Source organism: Kitasatospora phosalacinea (assembly GCF_030268885.1).
Classification (GTDB): Bacteria; Actinomycetota; Actinomycetes; order Streptomycetales; family Streptomycetaceae; genus Kitasatospora; species Kitasatospora phosalacinea_C.
The window spans coordinates 185,919-209,248 of record NZ_BSSA01000012.1; the positions used below are offsets into that span (position 1 = coordinate 185,919).

22 protein-coding genes are annotated in these 23,330 nt (G+C 74.0%); 9 read left to right on the top strand and 13 right to left on the bottom strand.

What is annotated here, in order from left to right:
* Positions 1-14 precede the first annotated feature (14 nt).
* The 4 genes from QSK52_RS19365 to QSK52_RS19380 are packed head-to-tail and all read left to right on the top strand — an operon-like array spanning position 15 to position 5,180.
* Positions 15-1,133 (top strand): ABC transporter permease, encoded by a 1,119-nt coding sequence (locus QSK52_RS19365; RefSeq protein WP_285737344.1) that lies wholly within the window; start codon positions 15-17, stop codon positions 1,131-1,133.
* Positions 1,133-2,143, top strand: coding sequence for an ABC transporter permease (locus tag QSK52_RS19370; RefSeq protein ID WP_285737345.1), 1,011 nt, complete (start codon positions 1,133-1,135; stop codon positions 2,141-2,143). The genes QSK52_RS19365 and QSK52_RS19370 overlap by 1 nt, the downstream gene beginning before the upstream one ends.
* Before the next feature lie 11 nt (positions 2,144-2,154).
* The gene (locus tag QSK52_RS19375; protein ID WP_435053289.1) at positions 2,155-3,951 is read left to right on the top strand and encodes an ABC transporter ATP-binding protein; all 1,797 of its coding nucleotides are present in this window, start codon (positions 2,155-2,157) and stop codon (positions 3,949-3,951) included.
* A complete protein-coding gene (locus QSK52_RS19380; RefSeq protein WP_285737347.1) occupies positions 3,948-5,180 on the top strand; it encodes a dipeptidase in 1,233 nt (410 codons plus the stop codon). The genes QSK52_RS19375 and QSK52_RS19380 overlap by 4 nt, the downstream gene beginning before the upstream one ends.
* Positions 5,181-5,241: 61 nt before the next feature.
* Here QSK52_RS19380 and QSK52_RS19385 read toward each other — a convergent pair whose 3' ends face one another.
* Positions 5,242-5,505, bottom strand: coding sequence for a hypothetical protein (locus QSK52_RS19385; RefSeq protein WP_285737348.1), 264 nt, complete (start codon positions 5,503-5,505; stop codon positions 5,242-5,244).
* 169 nt (positions 5,506-5,674) lie between these two features.
* On the opposite strand from QSK52_RS19385, the gene QSK52_RS19390 reads away from it, so the two are divergent.
* The gene (locus tag QSK52_RS19390; protein ID WP_285737349.1) at positions 5,675-6,241 is read left to right on the top strand and encodes a 3'-5' exonuclease; all 567 of its coding nucleotides are present in this window, start codon (positions 5,675-5,677) and stop codon (positions 6,239-6,241) included.
* Between the two features lie 183 nt (positions 6,242-6,424).
* Here QSK52_RS19390 and QSK52_RS19395 read toward each other — a convergent pair whose 3' ends face one another.
* Both QSK52_RS19395 and QSK52_RS19400 read right to left on the bottom strand, forming a co-directional pair.
* Positions 6,425-7,345 carry an NADP-dependent oxidoreductase gene (locus QSK52_RS19395; RefSeq protein WP_285737350.1) on the bottom strand — a complete coding sequence of 307 codons (921 nt, stop codon included), beginning with the start codon at positions 7,343-7,345 and terminating at the stop codon, positions 6,425-6,427.
* 183 nt (positions 7,346-7,528) lie between these two features.
* Positions 7,529-8,020 (bottom strand): SMI1/KNR4 family protein, encoded by a 492-nt coding sequence (locus QSK52_RS19400; protein WP_285737351.1) that lies wholly within the window; start codon positions 8,018-8,020, stop codon positions 7,529-7,531.
* A 208-nt stretch (positions 8,021-8,228) separates the two neighbouring features.
* Between QSK52_RS19400 and QSK52_RS19405 the strand changes: the two genes are divergently transcribed.
* Together QSK52_RS19405 and QSK52_RS19410 are read left to right on the top strand one after the other, a co-directional pair.
* Positions 8,229-8,981: a GNAT family N-acetyltransferase gene (locus tag QSK52_RS19405; protein ID WP_285737352.1), complete on the top strand. Its 753-nt coding sequence runs from the start codon at positions 8,229-8,231 to the stop codon at positions 8,979-8,981.
* A gap of 160 nt (positions 8,982-9,141) precedes the next feature.
* On the top strand, positions 9,142-10,587 hold the full coding sequence (locus QSK52_RS19410) for an alpha-amylase (protein WP_435053290.1): 1,446 nt from the start codon (positions 9,142-9,144) through the stop codon (positions 10,585-10,587).
* 234 nt (positions 10,588-10,821) lie between these two features.
* Here QSK52_RS19410 and QSK52_RS19415 read toward each other — a convergent pair whose 3' ends face one another.
* The gene (locus tag QSK52_RS19415; protein ID WP_285737353.1) at positions 10,822-11,307 is read right to left on the bottom strand and encodes a DUF427 domain-containing protein; all 486 of its coding nucleotides are present in this window, start codon (positions 11,305-11,307) and stop codon (positions 10,822-10,824) included.
* A gap of 268 nt (positions 11,308-11,575) precedes the next feature.
* Between QSK52_RS19415 and QSK52_RS19420 the strand changes: the two genes are divergently transcribed.
* Positions 11,576-12,619 carry a hypothetical protein gene (locus tag QSK52_RS19420; protein ID WP_285737354.1) on the top strand — a complete coding sequence of 348 codons (1,044 nt, stop codon included), beginning with the start codon at positions 11,576-11,578 and terminating at the stop codon, positions 12,617-12,619.
* Positions 12,620-12,641: 22 nt separating this feature from the next.
* Here QSK52_RS19420 and QSK52_RS19425 read toward each other — a convergent pair whose 3' ends face one another.
* The 9 genes from QSK52_RS19425 to QSK52_RS19465 form a co-directional block, all read right to left on the bottom strand.
* Positions 12,642-13,526 (bottom strand): MurR/RpiR family transcriptional regulator, encoded by an 885-nt coding sequence (locus tag QSK52_RS19425; RefSeq protein ID WP_285737355.1) that lies wholly within the window; start codon positions 13,524-13,526, stop codon positions 12,642-12,644.
* Between the two features lie 124 nt (positions 13,527-13,650).
* Positions 13,651-14,946 (bottom strand): cyanophycinase, encoded by a 1,296-nt coding sequence (locus tag QSK52_RS19430; RefSeq protein ID WP_285737356.1) that lies wholly within the window; start codon positions 14,944-14,946, stop codon positions 13,651-13,653.
* 143 nt (positions 14,947-15,089) lie between these two features.
* The gene (locus tag QSK52_RS19435) at positions 15,090-16,301 is read right to left on the bottom strand and encodes a M20 family metallopeptidase (RefSeq protein WP_285737357.1); all 1,212 of its coding nucleotides are present in this window, start codon (positions 16,299-16,301) and stop codon (positions 15,090-15,092) included.
* The gene (locus QSK52_RS19440) at positions 16,298-17,050 is read right to left on the bottom strand and encodes an amino acid ABC transporter ATP-binding protein (protein WP_285737358.1); all 753 of its coding nucleotides are present in this window, start codon (positions 17,048-17,050) and stop codon (positions 16,298-16,300) included. Before QSK52_RS19440 ends, QSK52_RS19435 begins: the two co-directional genes overlap by 4 nt.
* A gap of 16 nt (positions 17,051-17,066) precedes the next feature.
* Positions 17,067-18,017 carry an amino acid ABC transporter permease gene (locus tag QSK52_RS19445; protein ID WP_285737359.1) on the bottom strand — a complete coding sequence of 317 codons (951 nt, stop codon included), beginning with the start codon at positions 18,015-18,017 and terminating at the stop codon, positions 17,067-17,069.
* 1 nt (position 18,018) lies between these two features.
* Positions 18,019-18,975: an ABC transporter substrate-binding protein gene (locus QSK52_RS19450; protein ID WP_285737360.1), complete on the bottom strand. Its 957-nt coding sequence runs from the start codon at positions 18,973-18,975 to the stop codon at positions 18,019-18,021.
* 224 nt (positions 18,976-19,199) lie between these two features.
* On the bottom strand, positions 19,200-19,868 hold the full coding sequence (locus QSK52_RS19455; RefSeq protein WP_285737361.1) for an SDR family NAD(P)-dependent oxidoreductase: 669 nt from the start codon (positions 19,866-19,868) through the stop codon (positions 19,200-19,202).
* Between the two features lie 104 nt (positions 19,869-19,972).
* The gene (locus QSK52_RS19460) at positions 19,973-20,521 is read right to left on the bottom strand and encodes a DUF4383 domain-containing protein (RefSeq protein WP_285737362.1); all 549 of its coding nucleotides are present in this window, start codon (positions 20,519-20,521) and stop codon (positions 19,973-19,975) included.
* Positions 20,522-20,650: 129 nt separating this feature from the next.
* Entirely contained in the window at positions 20,651-22,105 is a 1,455-nt protein-coding gene (locus QSK52_RS19465; RefSeq protein WP_435053291.1) for an aspartate ammonia-lyase, read from the bottom strand.
* Positions 22,106-22,329: 224 nt separating this feature from the next.
* Here QSK52_RS19465 and QSK52_RS19470 point away from each other — a divergent pair, with 224 nt between their 5' ends.
* Positions 22,330-23,301 carry an ABC transporter substrate-binding protein gene (locus QSK52_RS19470; protein WP_285737363.1) on the top strand — a complete coding sequence of 324 codons (972 nt, stop codon included), beginning with the start codon at positions 22,330-22,332 and terminating at the stop codon, positions 23,299-23,301.
* Positions 23,302-23,330 lie beyond the last annotated feature (29 nt).

Below are 23,330 nucleotides of genomic sequence, written 5' to 3' on the forward strand. Positions count from 1 at the left end.
CCGAGGACCACGCCATGACGCTCGCCCCGCCCCTGGACGGACGGCGCGACGGACCGCACGGCGGACAGCGGGACGGGGCGGGGCGCGGCCGGTTCCGACCGGCCGTGCTCCGCTCGCCGCTGGCCCGCTACCTGGCCGCCCGCCTGCTGCTCGTCCTGCCCACCGTCCTGCTCCTGCTCACCGCGGTCTTCTTCCTGATGCGGGCCACCGGCGACCCGGTCACCACCGCCTTCGCCGACCGGCTCACCCCGGCCCAGCTGCAGCAGAAGCTGCACGCGGCGGGCTACGACCGGCCGCTGCTCACCCAGTACCTGGACTACCTGCGGCAGGTCGCCACCGGCGACTTCGGCCGCACCGCCACCGACAACCGGGCGGTCGGCGAGGTCCTGCTCACCTACGGCGCCGCCACCCTCGAACTCGCCTGCTGGGCGCTGCTGGTGGCCGTCGCGGTGGGCGTCCCGCTGGGCGCGCTGGCGGCCCGCCACCGCGACCGCGCCCCGGACGCCGTGCTGCGGCTGGCGGCCGTCCTCGGCTACGCCACCCCGGTGTTCTTCGTCGGGCTGCTGCTGAAACTGGTCTTCGCGGTCGGGCTCGGCTGGCTGCCGGTCGCCGGGCGCGCCTCGGTGCAGACCGAGCTGCGCCTGCAGGACCTCGCCGACCCCACCGGCCTCTACCTGCTGGACGCCCTGCGCAGCGGCGACGGCGCCGCCGTCGCCGACGTGCTGCGGCACAGCGTGCTGCCCGCCCTGGCGCTGGGCCTGCTGCTGGCGGGGGTGCTGCTGCGGCTGGTGCGCACCCACCTGATCGCCACCCTGGAGGCCGAGTACGTGGTGGCGGCCCGCTCGCGCGGCGTCGGCGCCCGGCGCCTGCTCACCCGGCACGCCGCCCGGCCCGCGCTGGTGCCGGTGGTGACGGTGCTGGGCCTGCAGGTCGCCGGGCTGCTCGGCGGCGCGGTGCTCACCGAGACCACCTTCGAGTGGAAGGGCCTGGGCTACCAGCTGGCCCACTACCTGACGGTGCGCGACTTCGCCGCCGTCCAGGGCATCGTCGCGCTCTTCGCGGTGGTGGTCGCGGTGGTCAACTTCCTGGTGGACGCCCTGGCCGCGCTGATCGACCCCCGGGTGAGGTACTGATGTCCGACCGTCCTGCGGCGCCCGACCGGCCCCGGCACCCCGCGGCGCCCGACCGCCCCCGGCGCCTCGCCCGGTTGGTGCCGCAACGGGTGCGCGGCAGCGTCGGCCTGCAGCGCGCCATGCTGCTGACCGGCGCCGGGCTGACCGCGCTGCTGCTGCTGGCCGCGCTGCTCGCCCCGTGGCTCGCGCCCTGGGGCCACGCCCAGCTCCAGGACGGCGGCGCGCTGTTCGGCTCCCGGCAGCCGCCCGGCCCCGGCCACCCGCTGGGCACCACCGCGGGCGGCTACGACGTGCTGGCCCGCACCCTGTGGGGCACCCGCACCGCCGTCGCCGTGATCGGGCTGTCGCTGCTGCTGTCGGTGCTGCCCGGCACCCTGCTCGGGCTCTTCTCCGGCTACCTGGGCGGCTGGGCGGACCGGCTGCTGGTCGGGGTCGCCGACGCGCTGTACTCCTTCCCCTCGCTGCTGCTGGCCATCGTCATGTCGGTGGTGATCAGCGGCGGGCGCTCCAGCCTGGTCGGCGGGCTGACCGCGGCGGCCTGCTCGATCGCGCTGGTCTTCGTGCCGCAGTACTTCCGGGCGGTGCGCGCCGAGGTGCTGCGGGTCAAGGCCGAGCCCTTCGTGGAGGCGGCCCGGGTGATCGGCACCGGCCACCTGCGGATCATGTTCCGGCACGTGCTGCGCAACTCGGTGCGCTCGCTGCCGCTGCTGCTGACCCTGAACGCCGCCGAGTCGGTGCTGACCCTGGCCGGGCTCGGCTTCCTCGGCTTCGGCATCGAGCCCAACTCCGCCGCCGAGTGGGGCTACGACCTCAACCGCTCGGTCTCCGACGTCACCTCGGGCGTCTGGTGGACCGCGCTGGCCCCGGGCACCGCCACCGTCCTGACCGTCCTGGGCGTCACCCTGCTCGGCGAGAGCCTCAACGACCTGGCCGACCCGCGCCTGCGCCGCCGCCGCGCCCCGGCCGCGTCCACGTCCCCGACCGCGGCGAAGGAGCCGACCCGTGCCTGAGGAGCCGACCGATGCCCGGGAGCCCGCCCGTGCCTGAGGAACTGCTGCGGATCGAGGACCTGCACGTCTCCTTCGCCACCGACCGCGCGGCCGTGCCCGCCGTCCGGGGCGTCGACCTGACGGTGGCCGCCGGGGAGGCGGTGGCGCTGGTCGGGGAGAGCGGCAGCGGCAAGACCGTCACCGCGCGCAGCGTGCTCGGCCTGCTGCCCTCCTCGGCCGCCGCCACCGGACGGGTGCTGCTCGACCACGGCGCCGCGGGCCCGGTGGACGTGCTGGCCGCGGACCGGCGCACCCTGCGGGCGCTGCGCGGGACGGCGGCCGCCATGGTCTTCCAGGAACCCGCGACGGCGCTCAACCCGGTCTTCCCGATCGGCTGGCAGCTCGCCGAGGGCCTGCGGGCCCACGGCCGCGGCACCCGCGCCACCCGCCGCGCCCGCGCGGTCGAACTGCTCGGGCAGGTCGGCATCCCCGACCCCGAACGGCGGGCCGACCACTACCCGCACCAGCTGTCGGGCGGCCAGCAGCAGCGCGCCGTGATCGCGATGGCCCTCGCGCTGGGCGCCCGGCTGCTGATCGCGGACGAGCCCACCACCGCCCTGGACGTCACCGTGCAGGCCGAGATCCTCGACCTGCTGCGGCACTGCCGGGACGAGCTGGGCACCGCGCTGCTGCTGATCACCCACAACCTGGGCGTGGTCGCCGACCTGGCCGACCGGGTCGCGGTGATGCGCGCCGGGCGGATCGTCGAGCAGGCCCCGGTCGGCGAGCTGTTCGCCGCGCCGCAGCACCCGTACACCCGCCAACTGCTGTCCGCCGTACCGGTCTTCGGCAGCGCTCCGCCGTTGCCCGCCCGCCCGGCCGGGGCCGTGGACGCCCCGCCGGTGGTCGCGGCCCGCGGGCTGGTGGTCGAGTACCCGGGGCGGTGGGGGCGGCCGCCGTTCCGGGCCGTGGACGGGGTCGACCTGGAGATCGGCGCGGGCGAGGTGCTGGGGCTGGTCGGGGAGAGCGGCAGCGGCAAGACCACCATCGGCCGGGCCCTGGCCGGGCTCACCGCCACCGGCGGCGGCACCCTGACCGTCCTGGGCGAGACGCTGCGCCCCGGCCCGCGCCGCCGCACCGGCACCGCGGCCGGACGCGGCGGCCGGCTCGGCTTCGTCTTCCAGGACCCGGCCGCCAGCTTCGACCCCCGGCTCACCGTCGGCGCCTGCGTGGCCGAACCGCTGCGGGTGCACCGGCCCGAGCTCGACGGCGCCGCCGTCGCCGCCCGGGTCCGGGAGCTGCTGGAGCACGTCCGGCTGCCCGCCGACACCGCCGACCGGCACCCGCACGAACTCAGCGGCGGCCAGCGTCAACGCGCTTCGCTGGCACGGGCGTTGGCCCTCGACCCGGAGCTGGTGATCGCGGACGAGCCGACCTCCGCGCTGGACGTCTCGGTGCAGGCGCAGGTGCTGGAGCTGTTCACCCGGCTGCAGCGCGAACTCGGCTTCGCCACCCTGTTCGTCAGCCACGACCTGGCCGTGGTCGAGCGGGTCGCCGACCGGGTCGCCGTGCTGCACCGCGGCCGGGTGGTCGAGAGCGGGCCCACCGCCCGCGTCCTGGGCGCCCCCGCACACCCCTACACCCGGCGGCTGATCGCCTCGCTGCCCGTCCCCGACCCACGGCGGCAGGCCGCCCGGCGCCGCGCCGCCGCCCTCCCCCGGCAGGAGTCCCAGCAGCCCCAGCAGCCCCAGCAGGAGCAGCAGCCCCTCCAGCACCCCCTCCAGCAGCCCCACCAGCAGTCCCGGCAGACAGGAGCCACCACCCCGTGAGCAGCCACCACGACACCGTCCGGGAGGCGTTGCGCCGCACCCCCGTCGTCGACGGCCACAACGACCTGCCGGTCGCCCTGCGGGCCCGCGCCGGGGGCTCGGTGGAGGGCTTGGACCGGCACCGGCCGGAACTGCACACCGACCTGGACCGGCTGCGCGCGGGCGGGGTGGGCGCGCAGTTCTGGTCCGTCTACATGCCCTCCGACCTGCCCGAGCCGGACGCCGCCGTGGCCACCCTGGAGCAGCTCGACCTGGCCCACCGGCTGATCGCCCGCTACCCGGAGCGGCTGCGCCCGGCCGCCACCGCCGACCAGGTGGAGGCGGCGATCGCCCAGGGCCGGATCGCCTCGCTGCTCGGCATCGAGGGCGGCCACTCGCTGGCCTCCTCGCTCGGCGTGCTGCGCGCCTACGCCCGGCTGGGCGTGCGCTACCTGACGCTCACCCACAACCACCACACCCCGTGGGCCGACTCCGCCACCGACCCGGACTCCCCCGGCGTCGGCGGGCTCTCCGAGGCCGGGCTGGCCGTGGTCGCCGAGCTGAACCGGATCGGCGTGCTGGTCGACCTCTCGCACACCGCCGAGGCCACCCAGCGGGCCGCGCTGGCCGCCTCCACCGCCCCGGTGATCTTCAGCCACTCCTCCTGCCGGGCCGTCGACGACCACCCGCGCAACGTCTCCGACGAGGTGCTGGCGCTGCTGGCCGCCAACGGCGGCGTGGTCCAACTGACCTTCGTGCCGGACTTCGTGTCCACCGAGGTGGCCGCCTGGCGCGCCGAGCTGGCCGCCGAGCGCGCACGCCTCGGCCTGCCCGAGCAGCGCTGGTCCTGGCCGCGGCACCCGGCCCCGGACGAGAGCCCGGCCGACGCGGCCGCCGAGTACGCCGCCGCGTTCGCCGCCGGACCCGGGGCGCCCCCGCCGCCGGAGCTCCGGCGCTGGCTGGACGCCCACCCGCGCCCCGAGGCCACCGCCGCCCAGGTCGCCGACCACGTCGAGCACGCCCGCGAGGTCGCGGGCCCGGCCCACCTCGGCCTCGGCGGCGACTACGACGGCGTCGACCGGCAGCCCGCCGACCTGCCCGACGTCGCCGGGTACCCGGTCCTGCTGCGGGAGTTGGCCGCCCGCGGCTGGTCGGCCGCCGAACTGGAGGCGCTCACCGGCCGCAACGTGCTGCGGGTGCTGCGCGAGGCCGAGCGGCGGGCCGAGGAGCCGCTCTGGCCCCGGTGGTGAGCGCCGGTGGTGAGCCCCGGCGATCCCCTGTGGTGAACCCGGGGACGTACGGCCGTCGCCCCTACGGCTGCTGCCAGTACGTCCCGGTCAGCACCGCGAACTCCCACTCCTCCAGGCGCTCCGCCAGCACCTCCCGCCCGGCGGCCTGCCGCGCGACCAGTTCCGCCAGCGCGGCCACCAGCGGGCGGCAGGCACCGATGCCGTGGCGCTCCACGAACTCGTCCAGCAGCGCCGTCTCCGCCGCGCCGCCACCGGCGCGCACCAGCGCGATCGCCGCCAGCACCACCGAGTCGGCGAAAGCCTGCGGCCCGTGTCCCGTCTCCATGCCCCACCCTCCCCCGCCGCCGGACGCCGCCTTCACCCCCGTCCCCACGCCCGGGTGAACCCCGCCCCGCCCCTCCACCCGCCGGGGACCGGCCTGCTAGGGTGCGCGCCCGGCCCGGCGCGGGGATATCCGGTTGACCGGGGCGGCGGGCGTTGCGCATCATCCCGGCATGGAACCGGCCCTGTTGAACGTGGTGGACGTCGAGGCCACCTGCTGGGACGGGCAGCCGCCGCCCGGCCAGGTCAGCGAGATCATCGAGATCGGGCTGACGGTGGTCGACCTGTCCTCCCTGCAGCGGGTCGGTCGGCACCGGATCCTGGTCCGCCCGCGGCGTTCGACGGTCAGCGCCTTCTGCACCGAGCTGACCGGGCTGACCGCGTCCGAGGTGGCCACCGGCCTGTCCTTCGCCGAGGCGTGCCGCCTGCTGGCCGCCGAGCACCGGGCGGGGCGCCGCCCGTGGGCGAGCTGGGGCGACTACGACCGCCTGCAGTTCACCCGCCAGTGCCGGGCCACCGGCACCGCCTACCCGTTCGGCCGCCACCACACCAACGCCAAGGCCGCCTTCACCGAGGCCCACGCCCTGCGCAAGCGCCCCGGCATGGCCCGCGCCCTCGAACTCGCCGGCCTCCCCCTGGAGGGCCGCCACCACAGCGGCGCGGACGACGCCTGGAACATCGCCGCCCTCGTCCTGTCCCTGGCCGGGGCGGGCGACTGGCCGCCGCCCCAGGCGCGTTGAGCGTCTCCGGAAGGCAGCGGCCCCGGGGCGGCCGGCCGGGCGGCCCCCGTCGCGTCCTGCCAGCCTCTGCGACGTGAAGCGCGCCGCTGTGACGACGACGCCGGAGAGCGTCCCGGTGCGCCGGCTGCCCGACGGAGCGGCCGTGCGGCACCGCGCCGCGCTCCTGCGGGCCCGCGCCGTCCGTCACGGCACGATGACCAGCTTCCCCCGGGTGTGGCCGGTGCGGCTGGCGTCGAAGGCGTCACCCGCGCGCTCCAGGGGGAAGGTCTCGGCGACCTCCACGGTGAGGGCCTCCCGGTCGACCGCCGCCGCCAGCTCGGCCAGCTCGGCGCCGTCCGGGCGGACCCAGATCCAGTGCCCGCCGTGCTGCTCCACTCCCGGGTCGGCGACCGAGACGTGTCGGCCGCCGTCGGCGAGCACGGCCAGTGTCGTCTCCAGCTGGCCGCCGACGAAGTCCGCCACCGCCGACACCCCGTCGGGCGCCAGCGCCCGCACCCGCTCGACCAGGCCCTCGCCGTAGCTCACCGGTTCGCCGCCCAGCCCCTTCACGAACGCGTGGTTGCGCTCGGAGGCGGTGCCGATGACCCGGGCCCCGCGGTCCCGCCCGAGCTGCACCGCCAGGCTGCCCACGCCACCGGCCGCACCGTGCACCAGCAGCACGTCGCCGGGCCCGACCTCCAGCCGCTTCAGGCTCCGCAGCGCGGTCAGCCCGGCCAGCGGCAACCCGGCCGCCTGCGCCCAGTCGAGCGCGGCGGGCTTGCGCGCCACCGCCGGCGCCGCGACCGCGACGTACTCGGCGAAGGTGCCGCCCTGCACCACGTCCTTGCGGGCGTAGGCCATCACCTCGTCCCCCGGGGCGAACTCGGGCGTGTCGGGACCGGTCCGGACGACCACCCCGGCCACGTCCCAGCCGGGGACGACGGGGAAGACCGCGTCCATCATGCCGTCCAGGCCGCCCGCCATCACCTTCCAGTCGACCGGGTTGACGGCCGCCGCCCGGACCTCGATCAGCACCTGCCCCGGCCCCACTTTGGGCTCCGCCACCTCGCCGTAGCTCAACCGCGAGTTGTCCGGGGCGTACGAGTCGTAGGTCACCGCGCGCATGAACCGACCTCCAGGGGTGTGCCGTTGTCACCGTCCGGCGCGCCGTCAGCCGAGGTACGGGCGCCACCGCCCACGCTATCCAGGCGGGGGGTGTCCGGCGTTCCCGACAGGCCGTCGCAGCGCGCCGGAAAACGGGGCCGGGACGGAACCGGAACCCGCACCCGTCCGCGCGCCGCACCCGCTTCAGGACAGGGGTTCGTGGAAAGCGCCGTCGGGCGCGAAGTTGCGGGAGCCCGCCATCACGTCCTCGCCCCGGAGGTAGGCCAGCAGCCATTCGCCGAACGTCATCTCGTAGAGGACCCAGGAGAAGGAGTCGAACTCCTGGACCAGGACGCGCCAGGGCGACGAGGGGCCGACCGGGACGCGGAGGAAGACGGTCTCGCCGGTCCGGGCCGTCGCGACCGGCATCAACTCGCCGGGCCCCGCCCCTACGGGGCCGGGCAGGAACTCCGCCGAGTCCTCCTCCTGCCAGAACCGGAGGTTGTCGCGGACGGATTCCCGCAGGTTGCGCCGGAGGTGGCCGGCCGGATGCTCCAGGTACAGCTGGTCGTTGACCAGGACCGACCCGTAGGCGTCGACGACCTCACGGAAGTCCGCCGGGAACTCGAACCCGAACTCCCGCTCCGCCTCCGCCCACGGAGCCGGATCCGACCAGTTGAACCGGGGCTCGCCCAACAGCGACCGAACCTCCGGGAACGGTGCCACCACTGCGCCCTCCCACCGGGTTGCGGACGTCCCGACCGGAGCACCCGCACCGGCAGCATACGAGCTGCCGCCCCGCGCCCGAGCGTCGTGATACGGGATCCGGCCGGTCGGACACGGCCGCCGTCGGCCCGCTCGAAAATGATCAGCAGTCGAACGGCTCCTGTCCTACCCTTCCCGCATGGAACGCGTGAACGTCAGCACCCTCGCCGAGCGACCCGAACTGGCCGACGCCCTGTGGGAGATGCCGGACAGCTGGCCCACCTTCATGCTGCAGGACCCCGTCGGCAGCGCCTGCATCAGCCGGCTCCCCGAGGTGTTCCGCGACCACGTCCTGGTCGCCACGGACGGCGACGGCGCGCTGGTCGGCCGCGCGCTCGGCGTCCCGTTCCGACTGACCGGCCCCGGGCGCAGCGGTGAGCTGCCCTCCCGCGGTTGGGACGAGGTGCTGCTCCGGGCTTTCGCCGACCACCGTCGCGGCGAGGCGCCGGACACGGTCAGCGCGATCGAGATCGCCGTCCGCCCCGATCTCCAGGGCCGCGGCCTGTCCGGGCGCTTGCTCACGGCCCTGCGCGAGAACGCCCGCGGCCGCGGATTCGCCGAAGTCGTCGCTCCCGTCCGGCCCAGCGCCAAGCACCACGAGCCGGGGACGCCGATGGGCGAGTACGCCTTCCGGACGCGGGAGGAGGACGGGCTCCCGCACGACCCCTGGCTGCGGGTCCACGTTCGTGCGGGAGCGGTGATCGAGAAGGTGGCACCGGTCTCGATGACCATCGCCGGGTCCCTCGCCGAGTGGCGTGACTGGACCGGCCTGCCCTTCGACCGGCCCGGCGACGTCGTCGTGCCCGGCGCGCTCGCACCCGTCCACTGCCACCTGGAACGTGACTGCGCCGTGTACGTCGAGCCGAACGTCTGGGTGCGGCACCGCCTCTGAGCGGCCGGAGGCGACGGGAACCCTTGACGGCCTCGTCGGTGGGCCGTACGTTCTGCGCTGCCGAAAACGTTTCCGGCAAGTTGCAGTCGGATTGCAGAAAACCCGCGCAAGCCGAGACGTTCCGGCACTCCCCGCCTCCCACCCCACCCGGAGGAACACCGTGGACCACCCCTCCCCCGCACCCCGCCACCGGCGCCGGGCGGCGCTGACCGCCACCGCCCTGGCCGTCGTCACCGCGGCCACCGGCCTGGCCACCGCCCCCACCGAGGCCGTTGCCGCGACCCCGGGCAGCAGGACCGTGACGGCCACCCTGTTCGAGTGGTCCTACGCCTCCGTGGCGAAGGAGTGCACCAACGTGCTGGGCCCGAAGGGCTACGGCTACGTCGAGGTGTCGCCCCCGCAGGAGCACGTCCAGGGCAGCCAGTGGTGGACGTCCTACCAGCCGGTCAGCTACAGGATCGCCGGACGGCTGGGCAGCGCGACCGCCTTCGCCGCCATGGTCAGCACCTGCCACGCCGCGGGCGTGAAGGTGGTCGCGGACGCCGTGGTCAACCACATGAGCGCGGGCTCCGGCACGGGCACCGGCGGGACGGTCTACAGCAAGTACAACTACCCCGGCTCCTACCAGAACCAGGACTTCCACTCCTGCCGGACGAACATCTCCAACTACGCGGACCGCTCCAACGTGCAGAACTGCGAGCTCTCCGGCCTGGCCGACCTGGACACCGGCAGCGACTACGTCCGCTCCACCATCGCCGCCTACCTCAACAGCCTGATCGCCAAGGGCGTCGACGGCTTCCGGATCGACGCCGCCAAGCACATCGCCGCCACCGACCTCGCCGCCATCAAGGCCAAGCTGACCAATCCCGGCATCTACTGGGCGCAGGAGGTCATCTACGGCGCGGGCGAGGCGGTGCAGCCCGGTGAGTACACCGGCACCGGCGACGTCGACGCCTTCATGGGCGCCTACGACCTCAAGCGGATCTTCAGCAGCGAGAAGCTGGCCTACCTGAGCAACTGGAACGACTCCTGGGGCGCGGGCTACCTGCCGAGCGGCAACTCCCGCACCTTCACCGACAACTGGGACACCGAGCGCAACGGCTCCACCCTGAACTACAAGTACGGCAACACCTACACCCTGGCCAACGTGTACCTGCTGGCCTGGCCGTACGGCTCGCCGAACGTCTACTCGGGCTACGAGTTCAGCGACATCGACGCCGGGCCGCCCAACGGAGGCACCGTCAACGCCTGCTACCAGGACGGCTGGAAGTGCCAGCACGCCTGGCGGCAGATCGCCAACATGGTCGGTTTCCGCAACGCCGTCAACGGCACCGCGGTCACCAACTGGTGGTCCAACGGCAACAACGCGATCGCCTTCGGCCGCGGCAGCAAGGGGTACGTGGCGATCAACCACGAGACCACCGCCCTCACCCGGACCTTCCAGACCTCGCTGCCCGCCGGGAGCTACTGCGACGTCCAGCACGGCGACCCGAGCGCGGGCGGCGGGTGCAGCGGCCCCAAGTACACCGTCGCCGCCGACGGCACCTTCACCGCCACGGTCGGCGCGGGCGACGCCGTCGCGCTGTACGCGGGCGCGGGCGGCTGACCGCGCACGGCGTGCCCGGGAGCCGGACGGTCCGGCTCCCGGGCGCGCGGCCCGGCTCAGGACCGGCTCAGGACCGGCTCAGGACCGGTCCGGACCCGGCTCAGGGCCGGGTCAACCGCAGGCCGACCCGGGCGTACGGGGTCGGCTCCCGCGCGAGGTCACCGCTCGGGGTACGGCTCCCCCATCGGCGGCTCGTCCGGGCCCGTCGCCCGGCACCGACGTCCCACGGGCCGTTCACCAACCAGCCGTCGGGGGCAGGCCCTTGAACGGGCCGGTGATCTCCTCCGTGATCCAGCCCCCGTAGAACCCGCCCTCCTGCGGTCGCACGACCTCGCCGGCCACCGTGCAGCGCTCCATCCGGCTCGGGTAGAACGCCAGGTGGCCGCGGAGTTCCCGGTACCCGGGCGCCGGGTGCGGGTAGCTCCACGCCGCCCGGACCGAGAACCGGCCGTCGACCTCGACGTCCCAGTACTGCGCGCGCCCCTTCCACTCGCAGAAGGTCGAACCGTCGACGGGCCGGAGCAGCTCGGTCGCCACGTCGGCCGGCGGGAGGTAGAACACCGGCGGGTGGCTGGTCTCCAGGACGCGCAGGGCCCGTCGACTGGAGGCGATGACCCTCCCGGCGAAGGACACCTCGACGAGCCGGTCGTCCGGCACGACGACGGGCGGCCGAGGGTAGTCCCAGACCGATTCGGCGGTCCGTACGTCTCTCTGCGCCATGCCTTGCCTCACCTGCTTCCCGTGCGGTGCGCCCTGCGGACGCCGGTCCTCCCCCTGGGGAAACAGGCTCCGTCGCGGCTCCGGAGCGGTCCACTCGCACCGTTCGTGCACCGTTCGCGCACCGCCGCGCACCCGCCGGAGCCCGGCCGCGACCGGGCAGCGACTGAAGCAGACAGTACATCTGTTGGATGTATCGAGTTTTCTGTATCTTCTGTTCCACCCCTGCAGGGTCCCTCAGGCATTCCCCCACAGCCGAGTTGGAGGCCCCGTGCCCATCCGAACCACCACCCGACGCCGCGCCGGTCGCTCGGTGGTCGCCGCCGCCCTGGCGGCCGCCGCGGTCCTGTCGCTGCCCGCGGTCGCCGAGGCCAAGGTCACCCGCTACCGCCAGGGCAGTGCGAGCGACGTGGCCCGGACCGCCTGGAGCGGCCCCGCGTACACCATGAACGGGTCGGGCGCCGTCATGCCGGACACCATGGCCAAGGCCGTGAACGCGATCCGGGGCGGCAGCGGCAGCATCGACGTCACGGTGCTCGCGGCGTCCGCCGCCTCCGGCAGCCCCACGCCGGAGTGCGACGTGATCATCGGCCTGCCCGGCGTCAACTCCTGCACCACCGACGTCCTGACCTCGACCCAGGACGCGTCGAACAGCCAGGTCAACGCCGACGTGCGCAATGCGGAGTTCGTCTACTTCGCCGGCGGGAACCAGTGCAACTACGTCCGCTGGAAGGGCACCGCGCTCCAGGCGTCGGTGCAGTCGGTGGTCGCGAAGGGCGGCGGCGTCGGCGGCGGCAGCGCGGGGCACCACGTCAACAGCTCCGTCGTCTACGACGCGTGCACCGCGAGCACCGACTCCGCCACCGCCCTGGCCGACCCCTACGACCGGAGCGTCACCTTCACCACCGGCCTGTTCAGCTGGCCGAACTACGGCGACACCGTCAACGACTCGCACTTCGTCACCCGGGACCGGATGGGCCGCACCATGGCCTTCGTCGCCCGCGCGGTCAAGGACGGCCTGACCACCTCCGGCAAGGCCTGGGGCGTCGGGGTCGAGGAGGGCGGCTCGCTGTTCCTGGACCGCAACGGCCTCGCCACGCTGTCCGGGCAGGACGCGTACGTCGTCCTGGGCGACCACCAGCCCGAGCAGGCCGTCCCCGGGCGCCCCCTCACCTACTCGAACTTCAAGATCTGGCACCTGACCGCCGGACAGACCTTCGACTTCAAGAACCGCCCCACCTGCGGCTACTACACCCGCAGCGTGGTCAACGGCACCCCCGACACCAACCTGTACTCCGGGACGCCCGTCTGCTGACGCCCCGTCACCGGGGCGGGCCTCAGGTGAGGCCCGCCCGGGTGGCGGTCTCCTCGTTGTGGCGCATGTGCTGGTGGGCCCGGTCGCCGAGTTCCGCGATCAGTCCGGCGACGAGGCTCTCGACCACGGCCAGCGTCGGCACCAGGCTGTCGTACGGCGAAGGGGCGCCGACCTGGCTGGAGAAGACGACTTCGGCGTGGGTGCTCACGGGCGAGAGCCAGGTGTCGGTGAACAGGACGACGCGTCCTCCGGCCTCGCGGACGAGTTCGGCGACGGTGACCTTGTCCTCCTCGTAGCGGCGGTAGTCGAAGACGACCAGGACGTCGCGGCGGGTGAGCGAGGAGAGCAGCGCGGTGCGCTCCACGGGCCGGTCGGGCAGGAAGCGGACGTCGTCGCGCACCTGCATCAGGTGGAGCCCGAGGTACTGGGCGAAGAGGTTCGTGAAGCGGCCGCCGACGAGGGTGATGCGCCGCTTGGGGTCGGCGAGGAGCTGGACGGCCCGGTCGAGGTCGTGCGGGGTGACCTCGGCGAGGGTGCGGTCGAGCGCCGCGGTGAACACCTCGCGGCCGTGGGCGAGCAGGTTCTCGGCCTTGGCCCCGACGGCTGCGGGGTCGGCGGCGGCGCTGCCGTAGTTGCCGCTGCTGTAGAGCGTCACGGGCGAGGCGTGGCGTTCGTCGAGTTCGGCGCGCAGGGCCGCCTGGAAGTCCGGGAAGCCCCGGTAGCCGAGGCGGTTGACGAACCGGATGACGGTGGGGGCGCTGACGTCGGCGCGCTCGGCGAGGGTGGCGATGGTCTCGAACCCCGCGGCCGGCCACCCGGCGAGCAGGATCCGGCCGACCTTGCGCTCGGCGGGGCTGCAGTCGCCGAGTCGTTGGCGGATGTCCTCGGCGAGCGTGACGGTGGCCATGGGCGGTTCCCCTTCCCGGGCTGCGGGCGGTGGTGGTGCGGCGCGGAACGTGCCTCCGCAGCCTAGCGAAGTGCCGGGCTGCGGAGATCACGGAACGGTTCGGTGCCCCGGAGCGGGGCCGGGATCAGTCGGCGGCCGGGTGGACGCCGACCTCCAGGTCGGTGAAGGAGGCCGTGGTGGTGCCGTCGGCGGTCCACGCCCGGGTGCCGCCGCGCTTGTGGAGGAGGGCGGTGAACGCGGGGGCGGACTCGAAGGTGTCGGCGGTCGCGGTGCGCTGGGCGGTGGTCGCGGTCAGGGCGCGGGCCGTGCCGGAGAAGGAGTAGGGGTGGCCGTCCGGGTCGGCGGCGGAGTAGAACGCGTCGTGGTTGGGCGGCACGGGGGTGTCGGAGGTGGCGGTGAGGGGGCGCTTGCCCGCCCCGGCCTGCGCGTGCCAGGTGCGCGGGTCGTAGCGGTCGCCGTCGGTGAGGTAGCTGTAGCGGACCCCGTCGATCGTCCAGTGCCCGCCGGTGGTGCCGGTCCGGGCGGCGCGCAGGTCGAACACCGAGACGCCGTGGGTGCCGAGGACCCGGATGCTCTCGCCACGGGTACCGGCGTGCTCGACCTCGATCGCGGTGTTCTCGTCGAGGGCGAACACCCGGTCGTGGCCGGTGTCGGCGGCCAGCCGGATCGCGCGGCCCTCGCGGCCGTAGGTGCCGGTGTGGGTGTCGAGCAGCCCCGCGTCGAAGAGGCCGAAGCCGCCCTGCGGGAGGTAGCCGAGCCGGGTCGGGTCCTCGAAGTAGCCGGGGGCGCTGCCGTCGCGCAGGGCCTGGTAGCTGTCGCCGCCGGTGACCATGTCGGGTCCGGAGGCGATCTGCGCCCCGGCGCTGGAGCCCGCGACGACGGCCCCGGCGGCGAGCTTGCGGCGGATGGCCGCCATGACCTTGGAGTCGGTGCGGGCGTCGCCGTGCAGCAGGCTGGTGACGTAGCGGTACTGGTCGCCGCCGCCGAAGAAGAAGCCGCTCATGGACTCGACCTGGGCGACCACGGCGTCCGAGTCGGCGGCGTCGACGTGCTCGATGTCGATCGGGATCCACTCGGCGTCGGCCGCGCCGTGGTGCTCGAGGAGGGCCGCGTAGTAGAGGCCGTTGCAGCGGGAGTTGGAGCAGGCGTCGGGGTCGGCGGCGTCGGGGTCCTGGCTCTCGGGGACGGAGGCGGCGGTCAGCACGCCGATGCGCGCCTTCCCGGCGCCGCCGGCCTTCTGGACGATCTCGCCGTAGATCTCGCTGTTGTCGTCCTTCAGGCCGCCGCCGACGAGGATCAGGGTGCCCCCCGCCGGGGCCGGGCGGGCGGCGGCGGTCTGGGCGGTGGAGGCGAGGAGGGTCAGGGCGGCCGCGAGGGCGAGGGCGGTGCGCCCGCAGCGGGTGCGGAGGTGTCGGTTCATCCGGGAACTCCGTGGTCGTTGGATTCTGGAACCGTGCGGCGCCGGGTGCGCGTCCGGGGGGGGCGCGCACCCGGCGGTGGTGCGGCCCGCGCGGGCGGGGTGAGCCGGGCCGCGCGGGCCGGTCAGGGGTGCCCGACGGGGTGTCAGCGCCGTCCGAGGCGCTCGACGAGCATCGCCAGCAGGGCGATCCGGTCCGGTGCACCGGCGGTGTCGAGCCACTCCTCGGGGGTGTGGTCGGCCCCGCCGACCGGGCCGAGGCCGTCGAGGGTGGGGATGCCCAGGCCCGAGGTGAGGTTCGCGTCGCCCACCCCGCCGGTGGCGGCGCCGCGGATCCGCAGGCCGAGGTCGGCGCCGGTGCGCAGGGCCGTGGCGAGCACGGCCGCGGCCTGCGGGGTGTGCTCCATGGGCGGGCACAGGTCCAGCTGGTCGACGCGGGCCGTGGTGCCCTCGACGACGGTCCGGGCGGCGACCGCGCGGATCTCGGCGATCGCGGCGTCCAGGCCGACGGTGGTGGTGGCGCGGACCTCGACGTACAGCTCGGCCCGCGGGCACACGATGTTGGTGCGGGTGCCCGCGCGGACGACGCCGACGTTCAGGGTGACGCCGGGCCGGGTGCCGTTGAGGGCCTGCAGGGCGACCACCAGGTGGGCGGCGGCGAGGGCGGCGTTGGCGCCGCGCTCGGGCTCGATCCCGGCGTGGGCGGCCCGTCCGGTGACGGTGACCAGCAGGTCGGCGACGCCCTTGCGCGCGATGACCAGGTCGCCGTTCTCCCGGGCGCACTCCAGGCCGAGCGCGTAGTGCGCCCCGCGGGCGGTGCGCTCGGTGACCGGTCGGCTGGCCGGCGAGCCGACCTCCTCGTCGGGGGTGGCGAGGACGACGAGCTCGGCGAAGGCGGTCCGGCCGTGGCGGACCAGGAGTTCGGCCGCGGTGACCCCGGCCAGCAGTCCGCCCTTGTCGTCGCTGACGCCGGGTCCGTGGGCCCGGCCGTCCAGGACGCGGAACGGGCGGGCCGCGGCGGTGCCCTCCTCGAAGACGGTGTCCAGGTGGCCGACGAGGACGATCCGCGCTCCGCCCTCCTCCACCGGCACGGACCCGGTGAGCCTGGCGACGAGCACGTCCCCGAAGCGGTGCCCGTCCACCCGCCCGGGGGTGGTGCGCTCGGTGCGGAACCCGATCGAGCGCAGCCGGTGCTCGAACCAGTCGGCGACCCGGTTCACGCCGTCGGCGTCGTAGGAGCCGGAGTCGATGGCGACGAGTTCGGCCAGGTCGGCGAGGTAGCGGGGCAGGGCCTGCTCGGCGGCGGCGGCCAGTTCGGCGGCGGCCGCGCGGTTCGCCGGTTCGGCGGGGGCGCTCACAGGACCTTGGAGAGGAACGCCCTGGTGCGCTCCTGCTCCGGGTCGACCAGGACCCTGCGCGGGTCCCCGGCTTCGACGACCACACCCTCGTCCATGAAGACGGCCGTGTCGCCGACCTCGCGGGCGAAGCCGATCTCGTGGGTGACCACGACCATCGTCATGCCGTCGGCGGCCAGGTCGCGCATCACGTCCAGCACGTCGCCGACGAGTTCGGGGTCGAGGGCGGAGGTCGGCTCGTCGAAGAGCATCAGCTTGGGCTGCATCGCCAGCGCGCGAGCGATCGCCACCCGCTGCTGCTGGCCGCCGGAGAGCTGGGCGGGGTAGTGGTCGGCGCGGTCGGCGAGGCCGACCCGCTCCAGCAGGCGCAGGGCCTCCTGCCGGGCGTCGGTGCGGTTGACCCCGGCGACCCGGACCGGCGCCTCGGTGACGTTCTCCAGGGCGGTCAGGTGCGGGAAGAGGTTGAAGCGCTGGAAGACCATGCCGATCTCGCGGCGGCGCTCGGCGACCTCGGCCTCGCGCAGCTCGTGCAGCCGGTTGCCCGACTGCCGGTAGCCGACCAGGTCGCCGTCGACGGTGAGGCGTCCGCCGTCGACCTTCTCCAGGTGGTTGATGCAGCGCAGGAAGGTCGACTTGCCGGAGCCGGACGGGCCGAGCAGGCAGCAGACCTGTCCGCGTTCGACGGTCAGGTCGATGCCCTTGAGGACCTCCAGCCTGCCGAAGTGCTTGCGCACGCCCTCAGCGTGCACCATGGGGCGGGCCATCGGTTCAGCCCTTCCGTTCGCGGGTGGTGGGGAGCAGGCCGGGGAGGCCGGTGAGCATCCGCCGCAGCGGGGAGGCGTGCCCGGCGCGGGCGGTGCCGCGTCCGTAGCGGCGCTCCAGCCAGGCCTGCGGCACGGACAGCACGGTGACCAGCGCCAGGTACCAGAGGGCGGCGACCACCAGCAGCGGGATGATCTGGTAGTTCTGGTTGTAGACGTCCTGGATGTTGGACATCAGGTCGTGCGCGGCGATCACCGAGACGTACGCGGTGGTCTTGAGCATGTTGATGGTCTCGTTGCCCATCGGCGGGATGATCACCCGCATCGCCTGCGGCAGCACGATCCGGCGCATCGTCAGGGCGGGCTTCATGCCCAGCGAGTGGGCGGCCTCGGTCTGGCCCGGGTCGACGGACTGGATGCCCGCCCGGACGATCTCCGAGGCGTAGGCGGCCTCGTTCAGGCCCAGCGCGAGCAGCGCCGCGACGGAGGCGGGCAGCAGGCTGTTGGTGTCGAACTCGACGAAGGTGACCGTGGTGAACGGGATGCCGATCATCAGGTGCTTGTAGAGCGCGGCGGCGTAGCCCCAGAAGAGGATCTGGACCAGCAGCGGGGTGCCGCGGAACAGCCAGACGAAGCCGGTGGAGAGCCCGTACAGGACGGGGTTGGCCGACAGCCGCATGACGGCGACCAGGGTGCCCAGGACCAGGCCGACCGCCATCGCGGCGGCGGTCAGCCACAGGGTGGTGAACAGGCCGTCGAAGATCAGGTCGGCGAACAGGTAGTGGCCGACGACGTCCCACTTCAGGTTGGGGTTCTTGGCGAGCGAGCCGACCAGGCCGACCAGGCCGAGCACGGCGACGGCGGCGGCGGTCCACTGCCCCCAGTGCCGGACCGGGACGGCCACCAGGTCGTCCGGCCGGGCGGGGGCCGCCTCGGCGGGGCGTTCGGTGACGGGCATGTCAGTCCACCGCGCCGTTCCTGGTGGCCTGCTTCACTGCGATCGAGGCGACGCCGTACGTGTCGTAGATCTTGGCGAGCGTGCCGTCGTCGATGAGGGCCTGTACGGCCTTCTGCACCGCGTCGGTCAACTGCGGGAGGTTCTTGGCGACGGCGATGCCGTTCGGGGAGGCGTGGTAGCCGCCGAGCGCGGCCGGGTCGTCGACGACCTCGAACGCGGAGCCGCCGTCGGCGGTCTTGGCGGTCCAGCCGGCGGCGGGCTTGGTGAGCACGTCGGCGACCACCTTGCCGGAGCGCAGGGCGAGTTGGGCGTCGGAGTCCTTGGGGAAGGTCTGCACGTCGATGGCGCCCCGGCCGAGTTCGCGGCACTTGTCCTGGTGCTGGTCCAGGAGCTTCTGCTGGTTGGTGGCGCTCTGCACGGCGACGGGGTGGCCGCACAGGTCGTCGAGGGTGGTGATCTTCTGCGGGTTGCCCTTGGCGACCAGGACGCCGCTGCCGGAGACCGAGTAGTCGACGAAGTCGACGACCTGCTCGCGCTCCTTGTTGTCGGTGATCGCGCTGATCGCGGCGTCGTACTTGCCCGCCTGGAGGGCGGGGACGATGCCGTCGAACTTCTGCGCCTGGAACTCGAACCGGACGCCGAGCTTGGCACCGACGGCCTGCCCGAGGTCATGGTCGAGGCCGGTCATCTCCTTGCTGCCCTCGGAGACGTACATCTCGAACGGCGGGTAGGGGACGTCGGTGGCGACGCGGACCTTGCCCGCCTTCCTGACCGCCTCGGGCAGCGCGTCGTGGAGGGCGGGGTCGGCGCTGATGCTGACACCGGCGACCGTGACCGGGCCGGTGGCCGCGGGACCGCTGGTCCCGCTGCTCCCGCAGGCGGTCAGGGCGAGGGAGCCGCACAGGAGGAGGGCGACCGCGGCCGGCCGGGCCGGTCTGCGGGGGGTGGAGGGGTTCACGGGCAACCTTTCGAGGACCTGAGCGGCGCTGAGGGGCCGCGCCGCACGCCAGGACGTTACAGGTAAACCATCTTGATGGCTATATGTAATGAAGGCTACGAATGCGTAACGCTCGACAGGCCCCAAGAAAAGCACTGATGGGCCCTCAGATGTCAGAGGACCCCGCACGAAAGGTCGTTACAACTACCGAGAACCATCACAGTTCTGTATGTTCTGCTTCGGCCTCAGCGGACCAGGTCGGTACCCGCGAACAGCGCGTCCAGGACGGCACCGGCCCACGGACCGGGGTCGCTCCCGGCGGGCAGCCGCGGCGGGGCCCCGGCGAGGGCACGCGCCGCGAAGCCGTTCGCCAGGTGGGGGAGCCGGGCCTCCAGGACGCCGACCGCCCTGGCCCGCTGTTCCAGGCGCGCGGTCTCCAGCCACCCGCCGAGCGCCGCCTTCGACGCGCGGTAGGCGCCCGCCGAGGCCGTCGGGCGCTCGACGACGATCCCGGTGACGGCCCCGACGGCACCGCCCCTGCCGACGGTGCGCAGGGCCCCGCGCAGGACGGCGATCGGGGCCAGCGCGTTGACCGCCATCAGGTGCTCCTCGATCTCGGCCGACGTCTCCTCGGCCCGCCCGAAGGCCACGGCACCGATGCTGACGAAGGCGGCGTCGAGCCCGCCCAGGTGTCCGGCGGCCAGTGCGGCGAGCGCGGAGCAGCGGTCGAGGTCGTACGCGTCGAAGGCCAGCGCGGCCGGGGAGCCGGTGCGCCGGGCCACCGCCGCGAGCCGCCCGGCATCGCGCCCGGCGGGCACCACGCGCGCCCCGCGGTCGGCCGCCAGTGCGGCCACCAGCGCGCCGAACTCCCCCGTCGCACCCACCACGAGCAACCGTGCACCGTGCACGTCCATGCCGGGCCTCCCTCTCGTCCGTCGAACCCTTCGGCTCCCGCGGACCCCGACGGTGTCGGGGGCCGCGGGAGCCGTCTTGCGTCCGGTCGGGGCCGCGCGTCCGGCTACCGCGCCGGGCCGGTGATGCCCGGACGGGCCTCCGGGGCGCCGAGCAGCCGCGCCGCCACGGGTTGGGCCGCCTCGGACCGGGCCCCCTCGGGGTGGCGGTGGCGCCAGTACGGGTTGTCGAGCGGCAGCTTGGAACTGACCCGGCCGTACATGCCGAACGTGGCGATGACCAGGCCCATGACGAAGCTGAACAGGACGTTGGGGATCCGGAAGGCCAGGACGTTGGCCCCCGAGTCCAGCAGGGCGAGGTTGACGAACCCGCTCAGGACGAAGAGGGTGCCCACCACGATGTTGATCGTGGAGGCGGTGTTGCCGCCGATCGCCGCCCCAACGATCAGCACCGCCGCGGTGGCGATGGAGACCAGGCTGAGCAGGCCGTTGCTCGTCAGCCCGGCGACCCGCTCGCCGCTGGTGCTGAAGAACGCCAGGCCGTCCGCCAGGCCCAGGCAGCCGAAGACCAGCAGCACCACGCCGCACAGTCCGGCGCCGATCCGGTAGACGTTGGCGAGTCGGTGGTCGACGGGAAGCTCGTCGCGGAAGTCCATGACAGCGCTCCATTCGTGCCTCGGGGGTGGTTCCCCGCCATCCACTCTCGCCGGAGGCTCCGCCCGGCGGAAGTCGCATCGTCTGCGCACCGTTCGGCGTGTCCGGTCGGCCGGAGGGGGGCGGACGGGCTACCCGCCGACCAAGCGGCGGGGGTCGAGCAGTTCGTCGAGGACCTCGGGCGGCAGCACCCCCGCCTCCCCCGCGACCTCGCGCACCGGACGCCGCTGCGCCACCGCGCGCCGCGCGAGTTCGGTGGACAGCTCGTAGCCGATGACCGGGTTGAGCGCGGTGGCGAGGGCGGCGGACCCGCTGGCGTGGCCGTACGCCCGCTCGGCGTCGGCCCGGATCCCCTCGATGCACGCGGTGGCGAGCAGCGTGCAGGCGGCGGCGAGGTGCCGTTGGGCGGTCAGCAGGCGGTGGGCGATCAGCGGTTCGAACGCGTTGAGCTGCAGCTGGCCGGCCTGGGCGGCCAGCGAGACCGCGGTGTCGGCGGCGACGACGTCGAAGCAGACCTGGGTGACGGCTTCGGGGACGACGGGGTTGACCTTGCCGGGCATGATGCTGGAGCCCGCCTGCAGCTCGGGCAGTGCGATCTCGGCGAGCCCGGCCGACGGGCCGGAGGACAGCAGGCGCAGGTCGTTGCAGAGCTTGACCAGGCGGAGCGCGAAGCGCTTGAGGGCGTGGGAGAGCTCGATGAACGCCCCGGTGCTCTGGGTGGCCTCGACGAGGTCGCGGGCCGGGTGCACGGGCACCCCGGTGATCTCGGCGAGGTGGTCGGCACAGGCCCGCGCGAAGCCCGGATGGGCGTTGAGGCCGGTGCCGATGGCGGTTCCGCCCATGGTGATCTCGCACAGGGCGCGGGTGGAGCGGAGTAGGACGGCGGTGTCGTCGCGGACGCCGAGCGCGAAGGCCCCGAACTCCTGACCGAGCGTCATGGGCACGGCGTCCTGCAGCTGGGTCCGGCCGAGCTTGACGACGTCCGCGAAGGCGGCGCCGCGTTCGGCGAGCGCGGCGGAGAGGCGCTCCATGGCCGGCGCGAGTGCGTGGGCGGCCTCGTGGAGCGCGAGCTTCACCGCGGTGGGGTAGGCGTCGTTGGTGCTCTGGCCGAGGTTGACGTGGTCGTTGGGGCTGAGCAGGGCGTAGTCGCCGGGGGCGCTCCCCAGGATCTCCAGGGCCCGGTTGGCGATGACCTCGTTGGCGTTCATGTTGGTGGAGGTGCCGGCGCCGCCTTGGAGGACGTCGACCACGAAGTGCTCGTGCCAGAGCCCGGCGCGGATCTCCCGGCAGGCGGCGACGACGGCCTCGCAGCGGCGGGCGTCCAGGACGCCCAGCTCCCGGTGGGCGAGCGCCGCGGCCTGCTTCACCGCGGCGAGGGCGGTGACGAGTTCGGGATGGACGGAGACGGGCGTCCCCGTCAGGGGGAAGTTCTCGGTGGCCCGGAGGGTGTGGATGCCGATGTAGGCCCCGGCGGGCAGCTCGCGCTCGCCGAGGAGGTCGTGCTCGACGCGGCGGGGGCCGCTGCCGGGCTCGGTGGGCGTGGGGTGGGGGTTCACGGTGTCCCGGATCTGTCGCGGATGCCGCACAGCTCGTACTGTACGTTTCAAAACCAGTAACTAGCAGAGCTTTCGTAACGAATCAATAGCCCTGCGCCCGGCAGTCAGCCGCACGGAACGCGCGGTCACCTCGCCCCTCGACACCGTTGCGCGAACGTAACTCTCGATACATGTTCGCCAAACATGAGTCAGATGTAACTTCTGTTCGCGCCGCGCACACACTCCTCCGAGGCGCACGATCGAAGGGCTCCCCCATGACCTCCTCCCGTACCGCCACGATCAGACTGATCGCCTCCACGGCCCTGGCGACCGCCTGCGGCCTCGCCCTGACCGCCTGCGGATCGTCCGCCGCCGACCCGGCCCGCAGCGGCGGGACCGCCTCGCCGGCCACCACCGTCGTCAAGGGCGTCACGATCTCCTCGGACCCGAAGCTCACCGAGCAGCTGCCCGAGGCGGTCAGGAAGGCGGGCAAGGTCCGGGTCGCCACCGACGTCCCGTACCCGCCGTTCGAGATGTACGTCTCCGAGGGCAGCCAGGAGATCACCGGCATCGACCACGACCTGGGCCAGGCGATCGGTGCGCGGCTGGGCGTCCGGTTCGAGTTCACCGGCCAGAAGTTCGACGGCCTCCTCCCGGCGGTGCAGGCCGGCAAGTTCGACGCCGTCATGTCCGCCATGACGGACAAGAAGGCGCGCGAGGAGGCCGTCGACTTCGTCGACTACGTCAACGCCGGGCCGGGCTGGCTGGTCAAGGAGGGCAACCCCGACGGCATCAGGGTGGTCACCGACGCGTGCGGCAAGAGCGTCTCGGTGCAGGCCGGCACCAACCACCAGAAGATCCTCGACCAGCGCCAGGAACTCTGCCGGCAGGAGGGCAAGCCGCCGATCACCGTCCTCGCCTTCCCGAAGGACTCCGAGGCGCAGCTCGCGCTGCGCTCGGGCAAGGTGTCCGCCGACTTCCTCGACGAGGTGACCGCCGCCTACGTGGCGGACACCGCGGACGGGGGCAGCACGTTCGACACCGTCCTCGGCAAGGCGGCCGTCGGGCCGACCAGCGCCTCGCCGATCGGGATCGGCGTCTCCAAGTCGGTCCCCGGGCTGAAGGAGGCGATCCGGGCCGCGCTCCAGTCCCTGATGGACGACGGCTCCTACGGCAGGATCCTCGACGCCTACCACGTGCCCAGCATCGCCATTCCGCAGGCCACGATCAACGGCGCCCTCGACTGACGCCCCCCGCACGGGGAAGGACCCGGGTC